Below are 24,823 nucleotides of genomic sequence, written 5' to 3'. Positions count from 1 at the left end.
ATTGAGCCTTTCTACGGCATATAAACCTAGTATCGCTTTAAATTGTACCACACAATCAATGATTGGCTAACGCTTACTTGTTGTTTTTTGATAACCATTGATTGATTAAGTCACCATCAAAGCCACGGCGATATAAAGCAGTCTTGAACCGACGTGTGAAATCCCAGCCCGTATACTGACTATAGCGGTCCGCAAGTTTTTGCGCTTCTCGGTCAAGGTTCTCCCATTCAGCAGCTTGCTGTTCGTCTTGATCAAAGTCAGCAAGGTAAGCTTTGATCAGTGGCTGGAAATGTTGTTGGTCAAATCCATTTTGAATTAATTTCTGGGTAACCTTTTGTTGTGCAAGCATGCGGGATTGATGATGGTACTTGGCAAAAAGTTTTTCAATTTGTTTTTGGATATGTTCCTCTTGGTCGTCATCAGGGTAATCCGCTAAAGCATCAGCAATGATATTACTATCAACACCAAAGGTTTTTAATTTACGAGCAATTCCCTTTGGACCTAGTTTGCCGGCGTTAATACTAGATGCAACATAGGCTTGAGCATAAGCTTGATCGTCAAGAATGCCGGCATTTTCTAATCGATCGATAACACGGGCAATTACGTCGTTAGGAAAGTCACCTTGTTTTAATTTTAAAACTAATTGTTTTTTTGCAATCAGGCGGCCTGTCGCAATCGTTAGTCCTTTGATATATGCTTTCTGTTCGAATTCGGCGGCAGTTACTTCAGCGATTTCCGCTTCAGTTAGTTCGGTGCCCTTAAAAAGGTTATATTGGATCAGGATCTTTTCATCGACGGCCATAAAAAACTCGTCGTCAAGATAGATATTATAGCGTCCTGGACGCCGTTGTTGTGTAACGCGACTGATTTTTTGCATGATTTAAACTCCTAATATTAAGTTTAAGTTGAAGTAAAAAGATAATCAAGTAAAAAAGCTAAGTAGATCAAGGCTAAAGCCATGTGAAGGACTTGTTAAGAAAGGGGAAATTCGCTATACTAAATTGTTAAGAAAAATAAGATTATTTTAAGATATTAAGGGCGGATTAAAATGGCGAATTTAGAAGAAGAATTGCAGACGCGCCGCACGTTCGCAATTATTTCCCATCCTGATGCTGGTAAAACGACCATCACCGAACAAATGCTTTTGTTGGGTGGCGTGGTCCGAGAAGCCGGTACAGTTAAAGGACGCAAAGGAAACTTTGCCAAGTCAGATTGGATGGAGATTGAGCAGAAACGTGGAATTTCTGTTACGTCTTCAGTCTTGCAATTTGATTTTGATGATAAGCGGATCAACATTCTGGATACACCAGGGCATGAGGATTTTTCAGAAGACACGTATCGAACTTTGATGGCGGTTGATTCAGTTATCATGGTCATTGATTCTGCAAAGGGAATTGAGCCACAGACAAAGAAGTTGTTTGAAATTGTTAAAGAACGGCATATTCCAATTTTTACTTTCTTTAATAAGTTAGATCGTGATGGTCGTGAGGCTTTTGATCTAGTTGATGAATTAGAGTCTACTTTGGGAATTCAAGCTTATCCGATGAACTGGCCAATTGGGTCTGGTCAAATTTTGGCGGGACTTTATGATTTGTATCATAAGCAGGTTGAAGTGTATCGACCAGCTTCGAATGCTGAACGCTTTTTGCCTTTGAATGAGGCGGGAAACGATCTTGCACAAGCAAATGCATTGCAAGAAAATCCACTTTGGGATGAGGTTCGTGATGAAATCGAGCTTTTGCAGGATGCTGGTAACGAATTTGATGAGGATGCAATCCTAAGAGGTGAACTAACGCCGGTATTCTTTGGATCAGCATTGACAAATTTTGGTGTCGAAACTTTCTTGTCAACTTACATGGATTATGCGCCGGCACCAGCTCCTAAAAAGACAGCGACTGGTACATTAGTTGAACCAACTGACGAGAACTTTGCGGGATTTGTTTTCAAAATTCAGGCGAATATGGATCCAAATCATCGTGACCGTATTGCCTTTGTTCGAATCGTTTCGGGTGAGTTTACACGTGGTATGGATGTGACTTTGCAACGTTTGAATAAGAAGTTACGACTTTCAAATGTTACTCAATTTATGGCCGATTCGCGCGAAAACGTTCAAAATGCCTATCCGGGTGATATTATCGGGGTTTATGACACAGGTAATTTCCAAATTGGCGATACAATTTACGCTGGGAAAAAGGCCGTTGAATTTGAAGAATTGCCAACTTTCACGCCTGAAATGTTTATGCGCGTGCGGGCCAAGAATGTTCTTAAACAGAAGTCTTTCCACAAAGGAGTTACACAATTGGTTCAAGAAGGAACCATTCAGATGTATACTGCCTGGGATTCTGGTGAATATATCTTGGGTGCCGTTGGTCAATTGCAGTTTGAAGTTTTCCAATTCCGCATGGAAAACGAGTATAACACTGAAGTAACATTAGAGCCGATGGGAGCAAAAACTGCGCGTTGGGTCAATGCAGAGCAGCTTGATCCAAGAATGGCTTCATCACGTAACCTATTGGTTCGTGATCGAAATGATGCGCCGGTCTTTTTGTTTGAAAATGCTTTTGCTGAACGTTGGTTTAGTGACAAATACCCAGATGTAGAATTGGAGACAAAGTTATGATGCCATTATTAACTGAGAGTTGGGCTGTGGGCGTTGAGGCATTGGCCATGGTGCTATTGTTACCAACTGGTCTGTATTTCGCTGGTCACGCCCTGTTACACCCATATCCAAAGTTATTCAATGCTTTGCACTGGTTGTTTGGTACTTATATCGTTTATGTATTAGCGGTTGCTTTAGGGTTGTTGATATTGGGTTAAATTTTAAAAAAGAAAGTAATAAAGAATTACTTTCTTTTTTTGTATTAGACAGGTATACTGAGAAACATATAATACGTTGATGAAGACACGTCGGTAAATAAAAAACAATGTTAAGCGAATCTGGATGGTGTGAGCAGATCTTTGTTATTTAGCGGTACTACTTCTGATGTGGATTGTGAAAACAGTTCCGTCTCCCGCGTTAAGGGGTGAAGAGGCAAGGGAAGACCCTTGCGAATTCGGGTGGTACCACGTGGAAACGTCCCGTTGCATAATTATATATGCAACGGGACGTTTTTTATTAACGTTGAGCTGATCAATTACGTCAATTTTAAGGAGCATTAGTATGGCAGATGTAAAGATTACTTTTCCTGATGGAGCTGTTAAAGAGTATCCAGTAGGTGTAACGCCTTTGGAAATTGCTGAGGGAATTTCAAAGTCTTTGGCGAAGAAGGCCGTTTCAGGTAAGTTGAATGGTGAATATGTTGGAATGCATGATGGAATCAGTGCTGATGGTGATTTTGCATTGATTACCAAAAGTGACGAAGAAGGCCTAAAGTTATTGCGTCATTCTGTATCGCACTTGTTGGCACAAGCCTTAAAGCGTTTGTACCCTAATATGCATTTTGGTGTTGGACCAGCCATCGACAATGGCTTCTATTATGATACAGACAATGCTGATGGTAACCAGATTTCAGTGGAGCAGTTCCCTGAAATTGAAGCAATGATGAAAAAAATCGTTGAAGAAAACTTGCCAATCGTCTCTCGTGAGATCTCACGAGCCGAGGCACTTGAGATGTTTAGTGACGATCCATTCAAGGTTGAATTGATTAATGATTTGCCAGCCGACGAACGGATTACGATTGCAGTTCAAGGTGAGCATATTGAATTAGATCGTGGCGGATTGGTGCCATCAACTGGTTGGATTAAGTTCTTCAAGCTAACATCAGTTGCTGGGGCTTATTGGCGTGGAAAGTCTGAAAACCAAATGTTGCAACGGATTTACGGAACTGCATTCTGGAATAAGGACGATCTCGAGGCCGAGTTGCAACGACGTGAGGAAGCCAAAGAGCGCGATCACCGTCGAATTGGTGCTGATATGGACTTGTTCTTTACCAGTCAAGAAGTTGGTGCCGGTTTGCCCGTTTGGTTGCCAAATGGAGCCGCAATTCGTCGAACATTAGAGCGTTACATTGTTGATCGTGAATTACAAAAAGGTTATCAACACGTTTACACTCCAATTATGTCTAACTTGAATTTGTATAAGACTTCTGGTCACTGGGATCACTACCAAGAAGATATGTTCCCACCAATGGACATGGGGGATGGTGAGATGTTGGAGTTACGTCCAATGAACTGTCCATCACACATTCAGGTCTACAAGCACGTGCCACGTTCATACCGTGAGTTGCCTTTGCGCATCGCTGAATTGGGTATGATGCACCGTTATGAGAAGTCAGGTGCCTTGACTGGTTTAGCCCGTGTTCGGGAAATGACTTTGAATGATGGACACACATTCGTAACCCTTGATCAAATTGAGGATGAATTTAAGCAGATTTTGGATTTGATGATTGATGTATACGCAGATTTCAACATCTCTGATTACCGTTTCCGTTTGTCATATCGTGATCCTGAGAATACTGAAAAGTATTTTGATGATGATGTAATGTGGGAAAGCTCACAGGCGATGTTGAAGAAGGCTATGGATGATATGGGCTTGGATTACTTTGAAGCTGAAGGAGAAGCCGCATTCTACGGACCAAAGCTAGACGTTCAAATTAAGACGGCCCTTGGTGGAGAAGAAACGCTGTCAACAATTCAATTGGACTTCTTGCTACCTGAGAAGTTCGACTTGGAGTATGTTGGGGCAGACGGTGAGAAGCACCGTCCAGTTATGTTGCATCGTGGAGTGATCTCAACGATGGAACGCTTCACGGCCTATCTAACAGAAATGTATAAGGGAGCTTTCCCAACATGGTTGGCACCTCGTCAAGTTCGAGTAATCCCTGTTAATCGCGAAGCACATGCAGCGTATGCACATGAAATCGTTGATCATTTGGTGGATAATAATTTCCGAGCTGACTTTGACGGTCGAAACGAAAAGTTAGGTTACTTGATTCGTGATGCAGCTAAAGATCGTGTTCCATATACATTAGTAATTGGTGATGAAGAAGTTGAGAACCGTTCAGTAACGGTTCGTCGTTTTGGGTCAACTGACACAGCAGTGATGACGCTTGATGAATTCTATACAGCGCTAAATGCTGATGTTGCTAATTACTCAAGAGTCGTAGCTGAAACGGCTGAATAATTGAATTAAGAGTTTGAAAGCTGAGGTGTCGATAGGTACCTCAGCTTTTTTTGTACAAATAGTTTACGGGGGTTGAATTGGTCTAGGAATTGGTCTATAATTTGGTCTATACCAATTATAAGCGAGGGAATTCTGAAATGATGAAGATTATTAAAGTTAAGGATCAAATTGAGGGTGGTCGCGAAGGGTTCAAGGTTTTTAAAGATGCTTTGGCGGACGGCGCAAACGTTTTTGGCCTTGCAACTGGGTCAACACCAATCAGTGTCTATGATGAATTAACAAATTCTGATGTTGATTTTTCTGAGAAAACTTCCATCAACCTGGACGAATATAAAGGTTTGAGCGGTGATCATCCACAAAGCTACCGCTACTTTATGAATGAGCATTTGTTTAACAAGAAGCCTTTTAAAATGAGTTATGTTCCTGACGGAATGGCCGATGCCGCAACTGAAACAGCTCGCTATGAGAAGATTATTGCCGATAATCCGGTTTATCTACAATTGTTAGGTTTAGGACAAAACGGACATATTGGTTTTAATGAACCAGGAACGCCTTTTGAAATGGGGACGCATGAGGTGGCTTTGACTGAGTCAACGATTCAAGCAAATGCGCGCTTCTTTGCTAGCGAAGCTGAAGTACCCCATTTTGCGTATTCAATGGGAATTGCTTCAATTATGAAAGCCAAGGAAATCTTAATCATTGCTTATGGCGCTGCAAAAGCAGATGCCGTGGCGGCGATGATTGAAGGACCGGTTACTGAAAGCGTGCCAGCTAGCGCTTTGCAGCAACATGCTAATGTTATCGTGATTGTCGATGAGGCGGCTGCAAGCAAATTGAATAAGAATTAATTTGGGGTTTAGGGTTGACCTATATCGGTTAATATAATAGACTATTGTTTGTAGGGGTTAATACCTATACACAACCAATTCTCTTTCTCTCTCTTAGCCGCTATGACCTAACCAGTTATAGTGGCATTATCTTTTTAATGGGGATTTCGAGTGACCAAGTTGGATTGTTTTTCAAATTGATTTCAAAAAGCGTTGGACCAAGGGGTACAACGCTTTTTAATTTCTGGTTAATTGTGGACAGCCCTTTGCTTGCTAGGCTACAATAAGGATAAATAACTTTTTAAAGGGTGGGGCTAATATGGCTTATCAACATTTATTTACTTTAGGATTCAAGGTTAACGATGGTACATCAACTGATTGGCGCTACCGCACCGTGACGATTGAGTCAAACAACTCAATGGCTTCAAGAAGTGAACTAGATGAGGCGAAGGTCGTCATCAAGGAACAATTTGATCGTCAAGATAAGTATGATGTTTCATATATTGTGATGAGTATTAGTACAATTACTTTGGGCTAATCTTACAAAAAAAGCGTTGAAGTTAAGGGCTCACCTTAGCTTTAACGCTTTTTTAATTCATGATTTGGATTAGCATGATTAGAATACTTGATAATGATAGAAACAGCATGAAAATTACAAAAATCTTGATAATAACTTGCAGTGGTGTCGTGCGCTTTTTTGTGTGTTGAGCCATTTTTCTGCATCCTTATTCTTAATTACTATTTATTATAGCAGGTTTTCGCTGAGGTGTAATATGATAGTGATGTATTTTGTCATCTTTCGAATCAATCCTCTTCAGTGGTGTTTTTACCATACTAACGTTCCTTTGGATTATACTTGACTGAGCTTGCTGGGCGGAGTTGGTTAACCTAGCCAAGTGAGGTCGCTAGATGAGTGTTTCTCTCGGAAAACAAGATATTTAAAATGTATGTAACCTTGTCAGATGTTTATAAAGATAGACTGACAGGGATTACTTATTGCTTAACTGACAGCAAGTAAATAAAAGGCGTTGATGTCAGCCTAACACTAATTCAAATCGATAATTTAATGCGGAGCGTGAAAAAACTTGGCTAAGTTAGGTATAATGGAAATAGAACTCATATAGGGGGTCAAAATGTTTACATTTGTCACCTGGCCGATTGCGTTGCTTAGCTTGAGTGCGATTTGGTTAATTTTGTTATTTGGGCGTAGAAGTTTCCTACGAACATTTTTAAATTCAAAAATAAAAAGTTTTGATCTCTTATTACCAATTTTTTTGTGGGTTTTGCAAAGTGTTAGTTTCCAGGTTTGGCGGCTTGATATCTTAGCACCATTATTATTGGTCTTTGTACTATGGGGGATTGGAATGGCTTTGTGGCAAGGCTTTGTGTCGCAGAGGTTTACAACAAAATATTTTTTTAGAATTTGGTGGCGCACGATGGGTCTAGTTGCCTGTTTGGTCACAATTATATTGATTGCTTTAGCTGTATTAAGTTAACTAGAAATTGAGGGTAAGATGCAAAAAATTGATGGAATCGTTAGAGCGTGGAATAGTGAAAGTGGCTTCGGTTTTATTGAAGTAAAAAATGAAGATGATGTATTTGTACATTTCTCTGGAATTGAGACACCAGGAGTGCGCGATTTAATCCCTGGGAGTGAAGTGAAGTTGATGGTGGTTGCGGGAGTTCGTGGTCCACAGGCAACGGGAGTCGAGGTTGTTGATGATGAAGAGTGATGATCAATTTGTTGAGAAAGTTGTTGAAGAAGTCGAAAAATTTCAAGGGAACATCATTCGAGTTACCGAGCAAGTTGTAGAATTGCCTGATGGGCGGACTAGTAAGCGTGAAGTTGTCTATCATAGTGGCGCAATTGCAATTTTGGCGTTGACTGATCAAAATGAGATGATTGTGGAACGCCAATGGCGAGCACCAATTCGGGCGGTTAGCTATGAAGTGCCAGCTGGTAAGGTTGATGAGCGAGACACAGAGATTATCGATACTGTTAATCGTGAGTTAAATGAAGAGACGCGACTACAGGCTGGTAAGGTCGAAGCGGTTGCCGGTTTCTATACCTCGATTGGTTTCTCAGATGAATTTATGACCCTGTATGTCGCAACTGAGCTCACACCTGTGGCAAATGCTTTACCGCAGGATGATGATGAAATGATTGAATTGGTGTATTGGAATTTCGATAAGGCGACAGAGATGTTTAACAGCGGGGAAATGAATGACGCCAAAACTGTCATGGCTTATTTGTATTGGAAAACATTACAAAAATAGAAAAGTTGGTAGATAAAAGATGAAGCTAAAATTGTGGCCACACCGTAAATCTAAACAAACAGATGAAGTTCAGCCGGAAGATACACTTCACCGTTTAAGTCGCTTGAGTGGTGAGGTGGAACCGTCGGATCAAGTTTTGACACGACGGGAATTTAAGACGACGGATAAGGGGAAGTACCCCCTTGATCCGGCGACTAGAAAGCTGACACCAGAGGGGAAACGGTTGCGGCTGCGACATCGGCTGAACATTGCGATTATTGTTTTAGTAGTTGCAATTATCTTGGTTTATTTGATTTTATTTTTCATGTAAAGAAATAGGGAGTTTTTATGCGATACGGAATTATTAATGCAATGCCAGAAGAGATGGTGACACTTGTCGCTGCTATGGATGAACAGAAGCAATCAACGATTGCTGGTAAGACCTTTTATCACGGTAAAATTGGTAGTGTTGATGTGGTAGTTGTTGAAGCAGGAATTGGTAAGGTTGCGGCCGCAATTACAACAACATTGCTGATTACTAATTTTGCTGTCGATATGGTCATTAACTCTGGTTCTGCTGGGGCGATCGGTCAAGGATTACACATTGGTGATGTGGTTGTTGCGAGCGAATTGGCTTACGCTGATGCTGATGCAAGGGCGTTTGGTTACGCCTATGGTCAGGTGCCCCAACAACCAGCACGCTATCAAACGGATGCTACTTTATCAAAGGCTTTGATTGAACAATATCAAGGTGATACTAGTACACAAGTTAAGGGTGGCTTGATTGTAACGAGTGATTCTTTCATTGCAAGCGATGCGCAAAAACAAGTAATTTTAGAACATTTTAGTGATGCTCAATCAGCTGAAATGGAAGGTGCTGCAATTGCCCAAACTGCACATTATTTTGATGTACCTTTTGCCGTTGTCCGAGCAATTTCTGATGACGCTAATGGTGATGCTGGGGTCACTTTCGATGAGTTCATTGTTCAAGCTGGACGGCAATCGGCTGAGGTATTAGTGAAGTTTTTCAAAGCGCAATAGGAGGAAGTATGGCTGACTTAGAGGGAATGGATCCACATCTGCAAACTGGGCTTTATGGTAAGAAGGAACTTAATCCGGATGAGCAACACCATTTTTTGGGGACTTTTCGTGAACGTGTCTATATGGCGCAGCGGGTTAAGACTTTTGGTGAGGAACAGTATTTAGCCGTTTGGGAGACCGTGTTGTTGGATCACAGTGATGGAATTTTATTGATTAATGGCAACCTGGATATTACTGTAGTTAACAAGTACATCCAGTTGGCAACTAAATATCAAGTTTCATTTACCTTAGTTACAGATGCGCTTTATCATACTAATCCTGAAGATATGGCAGTTGTATTAGCTGCCCATACAGCAGTAAATGTTGATCGAATTAACATTGAAGATTTTGTGGCTGAGCAGCCTGCTCAATCAGTGGAACCGGTGAAGCATCACTGGTACGACAAACTGCTTGGTCATTAGAAAGGACCAATATGCAACAGCCATTAGCATATCGTATGCGGCCAACGAAAATCGATGAAATTGTTGGACAACAACACTTGGTTGGACCAGGGAAAATTATTTGGCGGATGGTAGAAGCTAAAATGCTATCGTCAATGATTTTATATGGTCCTCCGGGAACGGGAAAGACTTCGATTGCGTCGGCGATTGCCGGGTCAACTAAATATGCATTTAGGATGTTGAATGCTGCTACCGACGGGAAAAAAGAGTTGCAGCAGATTGCCCTAGAAGCAAAGATGTCGGGGACCGTCGTACTATTGCTCGATGAGATTCATCGATTAGACAAAACAAAACAAGATTTCTTGCTACCACATTTGGAATCAGGAGCAATCGTTTTGATTGGTGCAACGACTGAAAATCCATATATTACAATTAATCCGGCAATTCGTTCGAGAGCTCAAATCTTCGAAGTTAAACCTTTAGCTGAACATGATGTTGAATCAGCAATTCAACGAGCCTTAATGGATGACGAACGGGGATTGGCAAGTTTTAATGTAAATTTGCAACCAGAAGCAATGCGGCAACTTGTCTATGCAACGAATGGTGATTTACGTTCAGCTTTAAATGGGTTGGAGTTGGCAGTTAAATCGACCCAACCAAATGCAGATGGACAAGTTGTGATTGACCTACCAATTATTGAAGAGACAGTGCAACGTAAGGCTTTAACGGCCGACAAGGATGGCGACGGACATTATGATGTAATCTCGGCTCTGCAAAAATCAATTCGTGGATCAGATGTCGATGCGGCACTCCACTATCTTGCACGATTGATTGAAGCTGGTGATTTACCAACAATAATGCGACGCTTATCCGTGGTTGCCTATGAGGACATTGGGGTTGCTAATCCAGCAGTTGCAGCGCGGGCGATTACGGCAATTCAGGCAGCAGAACGTTTAGGCTTTCCTGAAGCGCGGATTCCTTTGGCAAATGCAGTTGTCGAGTTAGCATTATCACCTAAATCAAATTCGGCCTATCTCGCGATTGATGCTGCGTTAAGTGATGTTAGGAATGGACAAACCGGCGATGTACCAGATCATCTTAAGGATGCCCACTATAAGGGTGCAGAGAAGCTCAATCGGGGCGTTGAGTATCTATATCCACATGACTATCAAGGCGATTGGGTCGCCCAGCAGTACTTACCAGATCGTTTAGCAAATCGGCAATATTGGCAAGCAAAAGGAAATTCAAAAGTTGAAACAGCTTATTTGGAGCGTTATCAAAAATTACACCAAAGTCAGCATGATCAACTAAAGAAAAAGAAGTAGGGTTAATACTTATCAATTTACTGAGATACGTGTATAATTATTTTAACGAATTACTTGAGCGTACGAGAATTTCAGTTATACAATAAATGCTTTACAACCAACTTCTAGGGGATGGCGGGAGGTTAGTGCGATATAATGCTTGATAGTATTTTCAACACTAATCTACTTAATTACCCACGTCCATAAACTTGGAGCCATTTTTGTTGAAAGACCAACGGCGCTATGCAAGTGTTCGTAGGTTGAAATGGTTATACCGTATCAACCCAAAGGCCGGATGATTGAATTAAATCATTCGGCCTTTAAATTTTCAAAATAAGTTATACCCAGATCGAATAAAAAAGTTAAGTCAGGATGAATTATGATTATTTTTGTTTTTATACTATTCGCGATTGTATTGCTCGCCATTGCGGCCTATTTGCTGATGCATCAGCAGAATTTATTTGGGGTTAATGCAGAGAAGCTCGGAAAAGCTCCTGCAATTTATGGTTGGTTACTACTATTGTTAGCGTTGGCAACAATTGTCTCGACGATTATTTATCGGGATGCGGCCTTACCAACGACTATATTCATCATTATTGGAACTGTCGTAACTACAACAATGACCTTTTCTATTAGTCGACGGTTATTCCTATAGGACAAGCATAGAATATTCATAAAACGATCGTTTAAAATCCCTTTTGAATAATATGTAAGCGTTGTATAATTAAGTTATTAAACATGACTGCAATTAGGAGGCGTAACTATGGACGAATTAAATTACAAGAACATTTTAGTACCAGTTGATGGTTCTAAAGAAGCTGAGGCAGCTTTGCGTAAGGCGATTTCTGTGACTAAGCGAAATGGTGCAGGCGCTTCACTACACATCTTACATGTTATTGATACGCGGGCCTTTCAAAACGTTTCAGACTTCCGAACTACGATGGTTGAACAAGTCTCTGCTACGGCGGAAAAGACGATGCAAGCCTATCTAGAGGATGCGAAGGCTGAAGGATTGGAAAACGTTGATTATTCAATTGAGTATGGTTCTCCTAAGGATGTGATCGCCTTTCAAGCACCGGAGAAGTTTGGTGTTGATCTAATTGTAATTGGTGCAACTGGTTTGAACGCGATTGAGCGTTTGTTGATTGGTTCGGTTACTGAGTATGTCACTCGAACGGCTAAGGTTGATACCCTAATTGTTCGAGCTAATAATAATAAATAAATAAAAACCTAGTTGATTAGTTCGTTGATAACTAATTAACTAGGTTTTTAGTTTGAATAATTTTAAGTTTTATCGTGATATAATCAATACGGAATATATCGAAAGAGAGCAGATTATGTTAGAGAAACAGGTTGTTATCATTACCGGTGCATCAGCCGGAATGGGTTATGAGGCTACAAAATTATTTTCGAGCAAGGATTGGTTAGTCTTTGCCGGCGCACGGACGGTGGCAAAAATTCCGGCGGCTGATAATATTGTGCCATTGGAGCTGGATGTTACAGATTCAGTTAGTATTCAGGGCTTTATTCAAGCAGTATTGGCGCAAACCGATCGGATTGATGTGTTGATTAATAATGCTGGCTATGGCGAGAATGGACCAATTGAGGAAATCTCGATGGGAAACATTCGTAAACAATTTGAGACTAATTTTTTTGGAGCGGTCGAGCTGACACAGCTTGTGTTGCCGATTATGCGCGCAGCTAAGAATGGACGCATTATCAATGTAGCAAGCGTAGGTAGTAATACGTTTTTACCATTGGCTGGGTATTACACTGCAACAAAAGCTGCATTGCAAATTTGGTCTGATACGTTGGATCTTGAGGGAGCCGCTTTTGGGATTCGCTCTTTGATAATCCAACCAGGCTCAACGGTTTCCAATTGGCGAGAGATCTCACGAGGTAATGCCAGAAGTAACTTGAATTCAAATTCAGTTTACCAGGAGTTGACCGCTAAGACTGACAAGGCGTTGAACAATCGTCCACAAACGGCAACTTCTCAAGATTTGGCACGCTTATTTTACAAAGCAGCAACGGATGCTAAGCCAAAGTTGCGGTACTTTAATAATTTCGCGGATCACAGTATGGTTTTTGTTGCGCGAACATTTCCAACTTTATGGCGTAGCATTGTTCAAAGAATTTTACGAAAGACCCTTTAAAAAGGTATTTTAATAGATAATAGGGGCAAGTCGCATTAATTGATAATTGATGTGGCTTTTTTAGTTGTAAAGGATTATTTCGAATAAGTCTGATAGTTGATCATTTTATTGGTTACATGCTTGATGAAAAGATCATAAATTGAAAATATTCTAATTATTGCCTTAAGTTTTGATCAAGTTTGTATTAAGTGTGCACAAAGGTTAGCGGGATATTGTAAATACCAAGATATCAATGCGAGAAAGCCAGGTGAGATGTATGAATTTTATCAAACGTGCTGGAATTACATTGTGGGCAAAAAAGGGACGAACTATTTTACTAATGGTGACTTCATCGGTAATTTTGCTTTTTGTAATGGCCGGCTTAATTATTCAAAGTGCTGCTTTGCAGGCAGCCAAGACAGCTACTAATTCAGTAGGGTCAACGGTTACGTTGACCACAAATCGCGAAACTTCTTTTAAAGCCATGCAATCGGCTATGAGTAGCACTTCGAGCGATAGCGATTCGACAACCACAACGCGACCTAAGATGACTGAGTATACGACTTCGTTAAGTAGCGTTGAGAAAATTGCTAGTTTATCAAATGTTGCGTCTTATAACATTACTAATACTGCTCAGGTGGCAGCGAGCGGTTTCTCAGCCGTTGAAAGCACAAGCAATTCAATGCAAGGTGGACCAAGCGGCGACACTAGCAGTAGTAGCAGTGATATTAGTATTTCAGGTGTAAGCACGACTGCAGCTACATTCACCTCAGGTGAGGAAAAGATTGTTAGTGGTCGTGGAATTAAGGCTAGTGATCAAGATACGACTAATGCGGTTATCTCACAAGAGTTGGCTAAGAGTAATAATTTAAGTGTTGGTTCAACAATTACTGTTAAATATACAAATGACAGTAGCGAAACGAGTTCATATAAGCTTAAAATTGTTGGGATTTACAAGAGTACTACTTCAAGTTCAAGTGATTCTTTCCGCGATCCATCAAATACAATTTATACAAGCTACACGATGCCAAATACGATTAAGGATACTAAGGATCAAGTATCAAATGTAACCTTCATCATGTCTGACTCTTCAAAGACTAAGAGCTTCGTTAAGGAAGCTAAGAAGGATATTAATACAACCCAGATGCAAATATCTTCAGATACTAGCATGTATGAACAAACTGCTAAGCAAATGAAGACTGTTGCAAGCTTTGCAAATAAGATTGTCTGGATTGTAACGATCGCTGGAGCTTTGATTCTGGGCTTGATCATCATTTTGATGACTCGCGAGCGACGCCGTGAAATCGGAATCTTGGTTGCCTTAGGGGAAAGTAAGCCAAAGATCATTGGACAATATTTCGTTGAAATGGTGATTGTACTTTTGGTTGGGCTTGGTGTTGCAACTGCATCTGGACAAGCAGCCAGTGGGGTAGTAAGTAAGCAGTTGGTATCGCAATCATTAACGGCCTCTCAATCAAACCAAACTGGTGCCAATGGTGGTGGTGCTCAAGGTGGCACACCTGGTGGTAACGGTGGTGGCCGGATGGGCGGTACGATGAGGGCTACACAAAAGGCGACAACACTTAAGACAGTCGTGACTCCTGGAACGATCCTTGAGTTAGGTGGCGTGGCAATGTTGATTGCAGTCCTATCGGTTGCGGGTGCTAGCTCAACCATTCTGCGCATGCAACCAAAGAAAATCCTACAAGATGATTAAGGAGGAGCTGATAAATGACATTAGCTGTAGAAAATTTAAGCCACTGGTACACAACTCCTGATGAAGCGCTATACAAAGATGTAAATTTAACCTTTGATAATGGTAAGTTTTACGCAATTGTTGGTGAGTCAGGGTCAGGTAAAACAACTTTGTTATCGTTCCTCGCTGGACTAGACATGCCAGCAGCAGGCGACATAAGCATCGACGGCAAGTCGTTGAAGCAAATGGGTTTAACTAACTATCGACGGACAAGGGTTTCAACAATCTTTCAATCATATAATCTATTAAGTGCGATGACTGCTTTTCAAAATGTTGCAACGGCTCTGGAAATTACAAAATCTGAACATGCCGGTGATAAAGAATTTATTTTTGCATCATTAGCTCAAGTTGGAATAGATCGAACAAAAGCAGTTAAAAATGTTCAAAAACTTTCCGGTGGAGAACAGCAACGTGTTGCAATTGCTCGTTCGCTAGTGGTTGATGCACCGATTGTGCTGGCTGATGAGGCAACAGGTAATTTGGATCACGACAATTCGATTAAGATTATTGAGCTATTTGAAGCGCTAGCGCACGAACATGGTAAGACAGTTATTCTAATCACTCATGATCGGGAGCTTGCTAAGATGGCAGATGAACAGGTGTTGTTGAAGGATCATCAGTTCACACAATTAACGGCAACAAAGTCATAAGTTTATTTAAAAGATGTAATGGAAATTCTAATCGGCACATGCTTGATTAGAATTTTTTTTGCATAAAAGCTACAATGAAGTAAGTAGAAAATGGATGGAGACCGCGTATGAGTAATGAAAATATCGCCCTTGTGGCATCAGCGTTAACAAATAGTCGTGGGACGACAATTTTAGGCCACGTTACACCTTATCACGCAATTGTCAGGGTGACTTTGCCAAATGACCAAAAAATTAATGTTAATGTTGATGTAACAGGTGATTTTTTGGTACCGGTACCGGCGCATGTAACTGAAGGCGTTGCAAAGATTACAGCAGTTCTACCAGAGAATAGCGATTCTTTGACAATCGTTGAGGCTGTGATTAAGGCACCAGCACCCGTTGTAACCGGTGTTTTGGCGACGCGTGGTGGTCGACGCTTCCTCGAGGGAAGTGTAAATCAGGCTAATTTGGAGGTAGTCCTATGGATTGCCGAGCAAAAAGAGCCTATTTATATTACAACAGATCGGCATAATGACTTTGAAATTGAAGTTCCAGAGCATGTGACTGCCAGTATGCTGCATGTGATTGCGACAAACCCCGTAACTTCAGAACAGGCAGTTGGTGATATTACGGTTGGGGTAACGACTGAAACGACAACCGTACCAATCTTAACCGACGAAATCATTGCCGCCTATGTCAGTCAGGCCTCGCAACCAACCTTAGTTGGAGGTGCTGATGATGCCGAGACAACTGTGGAACCAGTTGTCGATGAAGAGGAGATCGCAGCTGCACGAGTGGTTGCACGACAGGCGCGGCGTGAGAATCATAACATGCAAGAAGAAAGAATGGAGCGCTCACGACAGAGACAGCCTCAAAAAGGAAAAGAAGGTTCAGCATTGGGACGCTTTTTCAGAGGATTGTTCGGGCGTAAGTAAAGTGCTAGTAATCGCTCGTGAAATCGTTTACAATTAATATTGTAAACGATTTCATTTCATTAAAGGTGATTATTATGCTAGAACGGACATTGATATTAGTTAAACCCGACGGCGTGGAACATGGCCATATTGGCGCTGTGATCAATCGAATTGAGCGACGTGGGTATAAGCTTGAAGCGTTACAGATGATTCAAGCCACTGATGAGCAGTTGGCACAACATTATGCTGATAAAGTCGATAAGCCATACTTCCCAGCACTGGTTGAATATATGGAGCGGACGCCCTTGGTGGCCATGGTTGTTTCAGGCGTCAACGTGATACAAGCTTTTCGAACGATGGCCGGTGTTACCAATCCAACTGAGGCGTTACCAGGTACAATTCGAGGAGATTTTGGTGCCGAAGTTACTGGAGATGGGATCGAGAATGTCGTGCACAGTTCAGATTGTGTTACGAATGCAGAGAAGGAAATTAAAGTCTGGTTCGGTAATCTTGATTAGTACCAATCAGGTGCAACAAGGAAAACTAACGCATAACATTCAAACTAGAGTGTTATGCGTTTTTGTATACAACAAGATCAAGGCGCGATGACAACAAATTCTGAATGGAAGTGCTAAAATAAAGTGTGGGAGAGGAGTACGCAATGTTAGACCAAAACAAAATGACCCAACTTGAACAGTTTTCGTTGTTTGATGGGCTAAATGAATTAGGCCGGTTGGCAGTTGCAAACGTGGCAAGCTATGCCTATATTGACCGTGGAACTCGTGTTACTAATTTAGCGACTAACTTTCCCGTGCTGACGTTGGTTGTGAAGGGCGAGTTGAAGGTAGTTGAAATAACTAGTTCAGGGCGTGAACAACCTATCTACTTTCTGAGGGCTGGCGATGTCGAAGGCGAAGAGGCGGTATTAACGCAAACGATTGTTGATAATATGTTAGTTGCAACAACTGATAGTATTGTGTTAAAGATTGCTCGCGATGATTTAATGGTGCTATTAGATGTTTATCCGCAATTAAGCAGGCAGTTAAGTATTAGTATGGCGCAGAAGTTAATTCGACTTAGTAAACAGCGAACATGGCTGCTAGCTGAGAACGTTGAAGATCGCCTTTGGAACTATCTATTAGATATTGCTCAACAATTGGGGAAAAACAATTTTACGTTGCCGATTTCAAAGAAAGATTTGGCAGCTTACCTAGGTACTGTACCAGAGACATTGAGTCGCCGTTTCGCCAAACTTGAGCGGGACGGTCGATTAAAACGTGGGGCTCGTGGACAAATTACCTTGTATTTATAGTTGGGTTTATGTTGATTATTGAACTAGTGTTTTAACGCTTAGATTAGCTCTAGGCGTTCTTTTATTTTTTTGAACTTTCGGTCAAATCGCTGTTGAAAAGTCTGGTAAGACAATCGTTATCAAATTAATAACAAATATTAGAATCTGAATTTCATCAAATAAGGGATTAATCTAACAAAACATTTTGAGAATATGCTGGATAAATATAATTGGACATAATTATGCGTTTTTAAAAATAATTGACTTAAATCAATTACTTTGTGAAAACGTACACTTAGAATATAGATATAGCGCTAAGAGAAAAGAAAGTTCAAATTGCTAAATGGAGGCATTGTCATGAAGGTTGGAATTATTGGATCAACACACGCAGGTGTTTTTGCCGCTAAGTCAATCAAGGGTGAGCACCCTGATTATGATGTAACGGTCTTTGAGAAGAACGATACAGTATCATTCTTGTCCTGTGGTATTGCTCTATGGGTTGGTAACAATGTAAATGACCCACAGAACATGTTTTATGAGTCACCTGAGTCGTTGGTACAACAAGGTATCGACATGAAGATGCGCCATGAAGTAACAGTTGCTGACTTGGCAACTAAGACGTTGACTTACAAGAATGTTATTTCTGGTGAAGAGACGACAGAGCAGTTTGATAAGTTGGTGGTTGCAACTGGATCGGCTGCAGTTATTCCTGACCTTCCAGGTTTGGATAGCGATAAGGTTTACTATGCGAAGAATTGGGACGATGCAAACCGTCTTAAGGAAATTGCAAACGACGTTAAGCGAGTTGTTGTTATCGGTGCTGGTTACATCGGAGCAGAAATCGCTGAACAATTTGCTTTGTCAAACAAAGAAGTTGTTTTGGTTGACGGTGCCGATCGTGTATTGGCAAATAATTTCACGGCTGAATTCACAGATCGAATCGAGGCGAAGTACCAAGAACATGGTGTTCGTCTAGAACTTGATCAGTTCATTACTGGCTTTGAGGATACTGACAATGGAATCATTGTTAAGACCACCAAGGGTGAGTATGAAGCTGACATTGCAGTTCTTGGAATTGGCTTCCGTCCTAATACGACCTTGTTTGAGGGTCAAGTTGATATGCTTAAGAATGGTGCAATTATCACTGACAAGTATATGGAATCATCTGTCCCAGGTGTTTTCGCTGCTGGTGATGCAAGTACGATTTTCTACAACCCAACACAAGCCAATGATTATATTCCATTGGCTACCAATGCAGTTCGTCAAGGATTGCTTGTTGGTAAGAATATCGATGGTAAGAATGTTGCCTACATGGGAACTCAATCAACTTCAGCTGTTGAATTATTTGAAACAGCAATGGCCGCAACGGGCTTGAACCCAGTTACAGCTGCTAAGCGTGGTATTGAGGTTGAGCAGACAGTGATTGAAGAAAACTATCGTGCCGAGTTCATGTTGACAAATGAAAAGGTGTTAGTTGGTTTGACTTGGGATAAGCAAAGTCGCAAGGTATTGGGTGCGGCCTTCATGTCACGCCACGATATTACACAAGCCGCAAATGTAGTTTCTTTGGCTATTCAAGCTGGTATGACGGTTGATGAGTTGGCATTCGCAGACTTCTTCTTCCAACCAAACTTTGACCAACCAGTTAATTACATTGGTGCCGTAGCAATGGCTGCAGCTGCTAACTAAGCTTGATTATTGGATAAATAAAAAGATGAATCACTCCTAATCTTTGGGCAGTGATTCATCTTTTTTTGTTGGGTTATCCGTTGATTATAAGCAAACAAGCCGTGTACTATGGAGCTTTTGTAACATGCTATAATAGAGCTATTATTTTAGTCTGAGTTTTTAATTAGGGGAGCAGGATAACATGCAAATAAAGATTCCAGGAACCTTGGGTGGATTCGGCCCTGGGCATAATTCGCTGGGTTTAGCAATCAATAAATATTTTGAAGTAGAAGTGTTAGAGGCACAAGAACATTGGCTTGTTGAGAGTGATAGCCTTGCATTTAGACAAAATGATGAAAGCAACTATGTTGTTGCAGTAGCAACAAAATTGGCGCACGGGTTACAACCGCACCATTTGAAGATCAGATCCAAGTTAGATGCAAATCTAGGTGAAACGGTGGCGGCATTAGTTGCTGGAATGGAATTAGCCCGGCTTGTTGGGAAGGCAGAGCTAGATCTGTATACCGAAATTACTTTAGCTGCAAGAACCTTCGGTAGTGGGAATCAAGCAACCGCGGCTCTCTTGGGTGGTGTAACAACAAGTTTTTTTGAAGATGATGAGGTTTTTGCGAGCGGGTTAGCAACGCCGGACTATCAAGTGTTATTGTACTATCCAGCTGAAAAAGAAGCCGGGACCACAGCAAATGAGACAATGGTCAGCAGGACGGTCGCGGAACAGTATGGTGCCGCCGGTAATATGTTGATTGCAGCTTGGCAGAATCAGCAGACCCAGTTGGCTGGTCGGTTGTTGGAGCGTGATTTATTGGGGCGCGAACCATCACTGGAATTGACGCGTATTCGGCAAGCAGCAAATGCATTGGATGTCTACGGGACGGTCTTTGCAAATGGTATGATTATGACCTTAGTTGCAAGAGAGCAAAGTCAGGATTTGCTAGATGTTTTAGCTTATGCAAAAGATTTACGAGGGCGATTTGAGTTGCTTGAATTAGCAAAAGAGGGGATAATAATAGAGTAGCTTACAAAAAATAAGGTGCGATTTAATTTGAATATGTAATATTTAACAGGAGAGCAGTGTCATGCAGAACAATCGTTTGAATAATAGCCGGAAATTAGTTTTAACGGCATTATTCACTGCAATTATTTTATTGCAATCGATAATTCCGGGATTAGGAACCATTTTATTCAACTTTTCTGGTGTTTCGGTTACAATTATCACCTTTACTGTAGCAATTGGGGCAATGATTTTAGGACCGAAAACAGGTGCTTGGCTAGGCTTTGTTTGGGGGGCCTATTCACTTTGGATGGCCTGGACGGGTCCACTAAGTGCTACGATTGGCGGATTGATCTTCCGCAACCCAATTACGGCGATTGTGCCAAGAATGTTGGTTGGGCTTGTAATCGGCTACCTTTACTTATTAATTAAGCATAAGGCAGTCAAAGGGCAAGCTAGTTGGCTGATTTTGTTTGGGGCTTTATCGGCTTTTATTAATACCTTTTTTGTTTTACTGTCAACGTGGATTGGATTCAAAGTAATGCATACAACTTTCACTGGGATACCTCAATCTGGACTAGCCACTTGGTTGATCGTGTCATTGGCCGGTGTAAATGGTGTCTTTGAGATGATTGTAGGTGCAATCCTGGTGCCCTTAATTGGCTTGCCAGTATTAACATTTTATCGCCGTAATATGAAATAATAACGTAATAGTAAAACCCCAGATAAGCCAGCTAGTAGGCTGGAGCTTTTCTGGGGTTTTTAGATACTGTTCTATGTTGAGCAGAGAGAGTATGGTGCAGTCTTTAGATGATTAAAATTGGACGTAAATATTTGCAATTAGGACCAGTTTTGTTTGCAATGTTTTTCTTGTTAGTGCAGGTGGTGGCCGATTTATCGCTACCGACTTTGACGGCAAAAATCATTAATGAGGGAATTGCAAAAGAGAATCTCCCATATATTTGGCAAATGGGTGGGATCATGTTGGCAATTGCAATTACCGGTTGGTTGGGGGCAATTTTAAACGTATACTTCGCTTCAAGCCAGAGCCAAAGACTGGGGATGCGCCTACGACAGGCACTCTTCAATAAGGTGTCCTATATGGATACTGATAACGTCGCAAAATTTGGAAACGCAACCTTGATTACGCGAACGACTAATGATGTTACACAGTTGCAGAATGTTTTTCAAACCGCGTTACGAATGATGATGATGTCACCTTTGCTTTTCATTGGCGCGTTCATTATGGCTTGGCGTCTGGATGGACGGTTAACCTTGGTATTTGCAATTGCTTTGCCAATTTTAGCAGTTGTGACGCTTATTAACATGCGTATCTCAATCCCACGTTTCAAGGTTATGCAGGAGAAAGTTGATCGAATTAACTTACTCTTTCAACAGGGATTGACAGGTGTTCGGGTGATTCGTGCTTTTAATCGTGATGATTATGAGATTACGAAATTTGATGATGCCAATCGTGATTTGACGCATAATGCGCAAGTGGTTTTTACAACAGTTGCAATGCTCCTGCCAATTATGACGGTGATTTTATCGTTTACTAATATTGGAATTGTTTGGTTCGGAGCGAAGCTGATTGGTGCACAAATGATGCCTGTCGGTAATTTGGTTGCATTTTTAACATATGCAACTCAAATTTTGATGAGTTTTATGCAACTTTCAATGGTAATGGTAATGATCCCAAGGGCGCAGGCTTCGGCGGGGCGGGTTAGTGAAATTCTTAATACCACGGATCAGATTACCGATCCAGCAGTGGCTGAAGAGTTGACGACAGCCGAGGTTAGCTTGGACTTTAATAATGTGACTTATCAATTTGCTGAAGCAAAGCGTCCTGCATTAGATTCAATCAATTTGCATGTAACCAGTGGGCAAACCTTAGCAATTATTGGGGGCACCGGAGCTGGTAAGTCGACATTAATCAACTTAATTCCGCGTTTGATTGATCCAACAATTGGTTCGGTTATTTTAAACGGTACAAATGTTAAACAATTGCGACAGGCAGAGGTACATGATCTTGTGGCAATTACGCAACAGAGCGCAGTTCTTTTTTCTGGAACAGTTCGATCAAACATGCTTTTCGGTCGCCCTGAGGCGACTGATCAAATGATTTGGGATGCGTTAACAATTGCTCAAGCAGCAGACTTCGTTCGTGAGCAAGGTGGGCTAGATATGAATGTCGAACAGGACGGGGTCAATTTCTCCGGCGGTCAACGACAAAGAATTGCAATTGCCAGAACGTTGATTAAAGATGCCGCAGTTTATATTTTTGACGATTCATTCTCAGCCTTGGACTTTAAGACAGATGCACTGCTCCGGCAGTCGATTAAGCAGGAATCACGCTTGAAATCTGCAATCAAAGTTATCGTGGCTCAGCGGGTTGCAACAGTAATGGATGCTGATCAAATTTTGATTTTAGAACATGGTATGGTTGTTGGACTCGGTTCACATCGCGAACTGATGAAAGATAATCAGGCTTATCGCACAATTATGCAAAGCCAACTTTCGGAAGCTGATCTAGAGGAGGTGGGACTCAATGCGTAATTATACAAGTGGACGTGGCAATCGTAACGGACTTGGTCGGACGCCAGATAAGGCGACCCATTTTTGGACAACGGTGATACGTTTATTTCGCTATTTACGAAGCGATCGATTGGGAGTCATCTTTTCAATTTTAATTGCGGCTATTTCAGTGATTCTGTCGGTTCGGGCGCCCAAGATGCTCGGTGCGGCGACTAATGTGATCTTTGATGGCGTTAAAGCAACTGTGCATGGCGGAAAGATCAGCATTAACTATGGTCAATTGGCTAATATTTTAATGATGGTTGGAGTAATTTATCTAATCGCCTTCGTCTTTTCAATCAGCCAGCAGTGGATTATGACGCGAGTTGCGCAAAAGACGGTCTATGCGTTACGTAAAGAATTTAAAAGCAAATTGGCCCGCTTACCAATTAGTTATTTTGATAGTCACAATAATGGGGATATCATGTCACGGATGGTAAATGATATGGATAATATCGCTGGTTCGTTGAGCTCATCATTGATTCAATTAGTTACATCAACCTTGACCTTTGTGGGTGTAATTTACTTTATGTTGTCAATCAATGTTGTCTTGTCACTGGTTGCGTTTGTGACAGTCCCTTTGTCCTTGATACTTGTTCGAATTGTTGCGCCCTTGTCCCAAAAGCTTTTCCGGCGGCAACAGGCAACTTTGGGTGAATTGAATAATCAAGTTGAAGAGACTTTTGGTGGCCATACGGTTGTAAAGACGTTCAATCAAGAGGCACAGGTAATTGAAAAATTTGAAGAGCAAAATGAGCAATTTTATCAATCCGCTTGGCGTGCACAATTTATTTCGACCTTGATTTTCCCTTCAATGCGATTTTTAAATAATTTAGATTATTTGGCAATGGCTGTGATTGGTGGGATAAAAGTTGCCACAGGCAGTGCCAATTTAGGTGATGTTCAGGCGATGTTGCAGTATACAAATCAGTTCTCGCAACCAATTACGCAAATGGCAAACTTGATTAATACAATTCAGGCGACCGTTGCGTCGGCTGAACGGATTTTTCAAGTTTTTGATGAAACGGAAATGCAGACAGTATCAGCGGCTGATGATATTGATACACAAACGATGATTAGTTTTGATCATGTAGCATTCAACTATCAAGCCGATCAACCATTGATGACAGATTATTCGATGCAGGTGCAAACTGGTGAAATGATCGCGATTGTTGGTCCAACTGGTGCAGGTAAATCAACAATTATTAATTTGCTAGAACGATTTTATGATCCGACGTCCGGCGTGATTCGTCTGAAGGGACAAGATACACGTAAGTTAACTAGGACACAATTAAGATCACATTTTGCGATGGTATTGCAGGAATCATGGCTTTTTGCAGGGACCATTTTAGAGAATATTCGTTATGGTAACTTAGAAGCCAGCGAGGCAGAAGTTATTGCAGCGGCTAAAATGGCCTATGCTGATGAATTCATTATGAGTTTGCCAGCTGGTTATCAGACACTATTGAACGAGGAAGGTAGCAATATTTCACAAGGGCAGCGACAATTGTTAACAATTGCGCGGGCCTTCATTGCGAATCCTGAAATCTTGATTTTAGATGAAGCAACCAGTTCGGTTGATACAATGACCGAGCAATTGATTCAGGCTGCAATGGGACGTTTGTTACATGGTCGAACAAGCTTTGTGGTTGCACACCGATTATCAACGATTCGGAATGCTGATCAGATTTTGGTGATGGATCATGGATCAATTGTAGAGTCCGGTAAGCATAATGAATTACTGAAAGCCAATGGGCGCTATGCAGAACTCTATAATTCACAATTTGATACTCTAATTGAATAGAGTCAACTAAAAAACCAGCTTGATAGGCAGAATGTCCTACACCAAGCTGG

At 41.3% G+C, this 24,823-nt stretch carries 26 protein-coding genes; 25 read left to right on the top strand and 1 reads right to left on the bottom strand.

Annotation, left to right across the window (positions count from 1 at the left end; all coding sequences use genetic code 11):
- Positions 1–73 precede the first annotated feature (73 nt).
- Complete coding sequence (locus tag ESZ50_RS04455) at positions 74–877, bottom strand: RecX family transcriptional regulator (RefSeq protein WP_148622404.1); 804 nt, start codon at positions 875–877, stop codon at positions 74–76.
- Between the two features lie 171 nt (positions 878–1,048).
- Between ESZ50_RS04455 and ESZ50_RS04450 the strand changes: the two genes are divergently transcribed.
- From ESZ50_RS04450 to ESZ50_RS04325, 25 genes are all read left to right on the top strand, one after another.
- The gene (locus ESZ50_RS04450; RefSeq protein WP_148622403.1) at positions 1,049–2,620 is read left to right on the top strand and encodes a peptide chain release factor 3; all 1,572 of its coding nucleotides are present in this window, start codon (positions 1,049–1,051) and stop codon (positions 2,618–2,620) included.
- A complete protein-coding gene (locus ESZ50_RS04445) occupies positions 2,617–2,817 on the top strand; it encodes a hypothetical protein (protein WP_148622402.1) in 201 nt (66 codons plus the stop codon). The genes ESZ50_RS04450 and ESZ50_RS04445 overlap by 4 nt, the downstream gene beginning before the upstream one ends.
- Before the next feature lie 343 nt (positions 2,818–3,160).
- Positions 3,161–5,122: a threonine--tRNA ligase gene (gene thrS / locus ESZ50_RS04440; RefSeq protein ID WP_148622401.1), complete on the top strand. Its 1,962-nt coding sequence runs from the start codon at positions 3,161–3,163 to the stop codon at positions 5,120–5,122.
- A gap of 140 nt (positions 5,123–5,262) precedes the next feature.
- The gene (locus ESZ50_RS04435; RefSeq protein WP_148622517.1) at positions 5,263–5,970 is read left to right on the top strand and encodes a glucosamine-6-phosphate deaminase; all 708 of its coding nucleotides are present in this window, start codon (positions 5,263–5,265) and stop codon (positions 5,968–5,970) included.
- A gap of 298 nt (positions 5,971–6,268) precedes the next feature.
- Positions 6,269–6,487, top strand: a complete 219-nt coding sequence (locus tag ESZ50_RS04430; RefSeq protein WP_148622400.1) for a hypothetical protein — start codon at positions 6,269–6,271, stop codon at positions 6,485–6,487.
- Positions 6,488–7,082: 595 nt separating this feature from the next.
- A complete protein-coding gene (locus tag ESZ50_RS04420) occupies positions 7,083–7,445 on the top strand; it encodes a DUF3397 family protein (protein ID WP_148622398.1) in 363 nt (120 codons plus the stop codon).
- An 18-nt stretch (positions 7,446–7,463) separates the two neighbouring features.
- Complete coding sequence (locus ESZ50_RS04415) at positions 7,464–7,682, top strand: cold-shock protein (RefSeq protein ID WP_148622397.1); 219 nt, start codon at positions 7,464–7,466, stop codon at positions 7,680–7,682.
- A complete protein-coding gene (locus ESZ50_RS04410; RefSeq protein WP_246111509.1) occupies positions 7,669–8,226 on the top strand; it encodes an NUDIX hydrolase in 558 nt (185 codons plus the stop codon). Before ESZ50_RS04415 ends, ESZ50_RS04410 begins: the two co-directional genes overlap by 14 nt.
- A 19-nt stretch (positions 8,227–8,245) precedes the next feature.
- On the top strand, positions 8,246–8,536 hold the full coding sequence (locus ESZ50_RS04405; protein WP_148622396.1) for a hypothetical protein: 291 nt from the start codon (positions 8,246–8,248) through the stop codon (positions 8,534–8,536).
- 17 nt (positions 8,537–8,553) lie between these two features.
- A complete protein-coding gene (locus ESZ50_RS04400; protein WP_148622395.1) occupies positions 8,554–9,246 on the top strand; it encodes a 5'-methylthioadenosine/adenosylhomocysteine nucleosidase in 693 nt (230 codons plus the stop codon).
- 8 nt (positions 9,247–9,254) lie between these two features.
- The gene (locus ESZ50_RS04395) at positions 9,255–9,707 is read left to right on the top strand and encodes a YueI family protein (protein ID WP_148622394.1); all 453 of its coding nucleotides are present in this window, start codon (positions 9,255–9,257) and stop codon (positions 9,705–9,707) included.
- An 11-nt stretch (positions 9,708–9,718) separates the two neighbouring features.
- Complete coding sequence (locus ESZ50_RS04390; protein WP_148622393.1) at positions 9,719–11,011, top strand: replication-associated recombination protein A; 1,293 nt, start codon at positions 9,719–9,721, stop codon at positions 11,009–11,011.
- A 358-nt stretch (positions 11,012–11,369) separates the two neighbouring features.
- The gene (locus ESZ50_RS04385; protein ID WP_148622392.1) at positions 11,370–11,645 is read left to right on the top strand and encodes a hypothetical protein; all 276 of its coding nucleotides are present in this window, start codon (positions 11,370–11,372) and stop codon (positions 11,643–11,645) included.
- 108 nt (positions 11,646–11,753) lie between these two features.
- Complete coding sequence (locus tag ESZ50_RS04380; protein ID WP_148622391.1) at positions 11,754–12,212, top strand: universal stress protein; 459 nt, start codon at positions 11,754–11,756, stop codon at positions 12,210–12,212.
- A 115-nt stretch (positions 12,213–12,327) separates the two neighbouring features.
- Positions 12,328–13,146, top strand: a complete 819-nt coding sequence (locus ESZ50_RS04375) for an SDR family NAD(P)-dependent oxidoreductase (RefSeq protein WP_148622390.1) — start codon at positions 12,328–12,330, stop codon at positions 13,144–13,146.
- Between the two features lie 256 nt (positions 13,147–13,402).
- The gene (locus tag ESZ50_RS04370; RefSeq protein WP_148622389.1) at positions 13,403–14,842 is read left to right on the top strand and encodes an ABC transporter permease; all 1,440 of its coding nucleotides are present in this window, start codon (positions 13,403–13,405) and stop codon (positions 14,840–14,842) included.
- Between the two features lie 14 nt (positions 14,843–14,856).
- A complete protein-coding gene (locus tag ESZ50_RS04365; RefSeq protein ID WP_148622388.1) occupies positions 14,857–15,531 on the top strand; it encodes an ABC transporter ATP-binding protein in 675 nt (224 codons plus the stop codon).
- 107 nt (positions 15,532–15,638) lie between these two features.
- A complete protein-coding gene (locus ESZ50_RS04360; RefSeq protein ID WP_148622387.1) occupies positions 15,639–16,445 on the top strand; it encodes a hypothetical protein in 807 nt (268 codons plus the stop codon).
- Between the two features lie 74 nt (positions 16,446–16,519).
- Positions 16,520–16,942: a nucleoside-diphosphate kinase gene (ndk, locus tag ESZ50_RS04355; RefSeq protein ID WP_425473111.1), complete on the top strand. Its 423-nt coding sequence runs from the start codon at positions 16,520–16,522 to the stop codon at positions 16,940–16,942.
- A gap of 143 nt (positions 16,943–17,085) precedes the next feature.
- The gene (locus tag ESZ50_RS04350; RefSeq protein ID WP_148622386.1) at positions 17,086–17,736 is read left to right on the top strand and encodes a Crp/Fnr family transcriptional regulator; all 651 of its coding nucleotides are present in this window, start codon (positions 17,086–17,088) and stop codon (positions 17,734–17,736) included.
- Positions 17,737–18,072: 336 nt separating this feature from the next.
- The gene (locus ESZ50_RS04345) at positions 18,073–19,404 is read left to right on the top strand and encodes an FAD-dependent oxidoreductase (protein ID WP_148622385.1); all 1,332 of its coding nucleotides are present in this window, start codon (positions 18,073–18,075) and stop codon (positions 19,402–19,404) included.
- A gap of 181 nt (positions 19,405–19,585) precedes the next feature.
- Positions 19,586–20,419, top strand: a complete 834-nt coding sequence (locus ESZ50_RS04340; RefSeq protein WP_148622384.1) for a homoserine kinase — start codon at positions 19,586–19,588, stop codon at positions 20,417–20,419.
- Between the two features lie 61 nt (positions 20,420–20,480).
- Complete coding sequence (locus ESZ50_RS04335) at positions 20,481–21,098, top strand: ECF transporter S component (protein WP_148622383.1); 618 nt, start codon at positions 20,481–20,483, stop codon at positions 21,096–21,098.
- A gap of 107 nt (positions 21,099–21,205) precedes the next feature.
- Complete coding sequence (locus tag ESZ50_RS04330; protein ID WP_148622382.1) at positions 21,206–22,951, top strand: ABC transporter ATP-binding protein; 1,746 nt, start codon at positions 21,206–21,208, stop codon at positions 22,949–22,951.
- Positions 22,944–24,773 (top strand): ABC transporter ATP-binding protein, encoded by a 1,830-nt coding sequence (locus tag ESZ50_RS04325; RefSeq protein WP_148622381.1) that lies wholly within the window; start codon positions 22,944–22,946, stop codon positions 24,771–24,773. Before ESZ50_RS04330 ends, ESZ50_RS04325 begins: the two co-directional genes overlap by 8 nt.
- Positions 24,774–24,823: the final 50 nt, after the last annotated feature.

Source organism: Weissella muntiaci (genome assembly GCF_008107635.1).
GTDB classification, from domain to species: Bacteria; Bacillota; Bacilli; order Lactobacillales; family Lactobacillaceae; genus Weissella; species Weissella muntiaci.
This window is presented reverse-complemented; position numbering and strand designations above follow the sequence as displayed.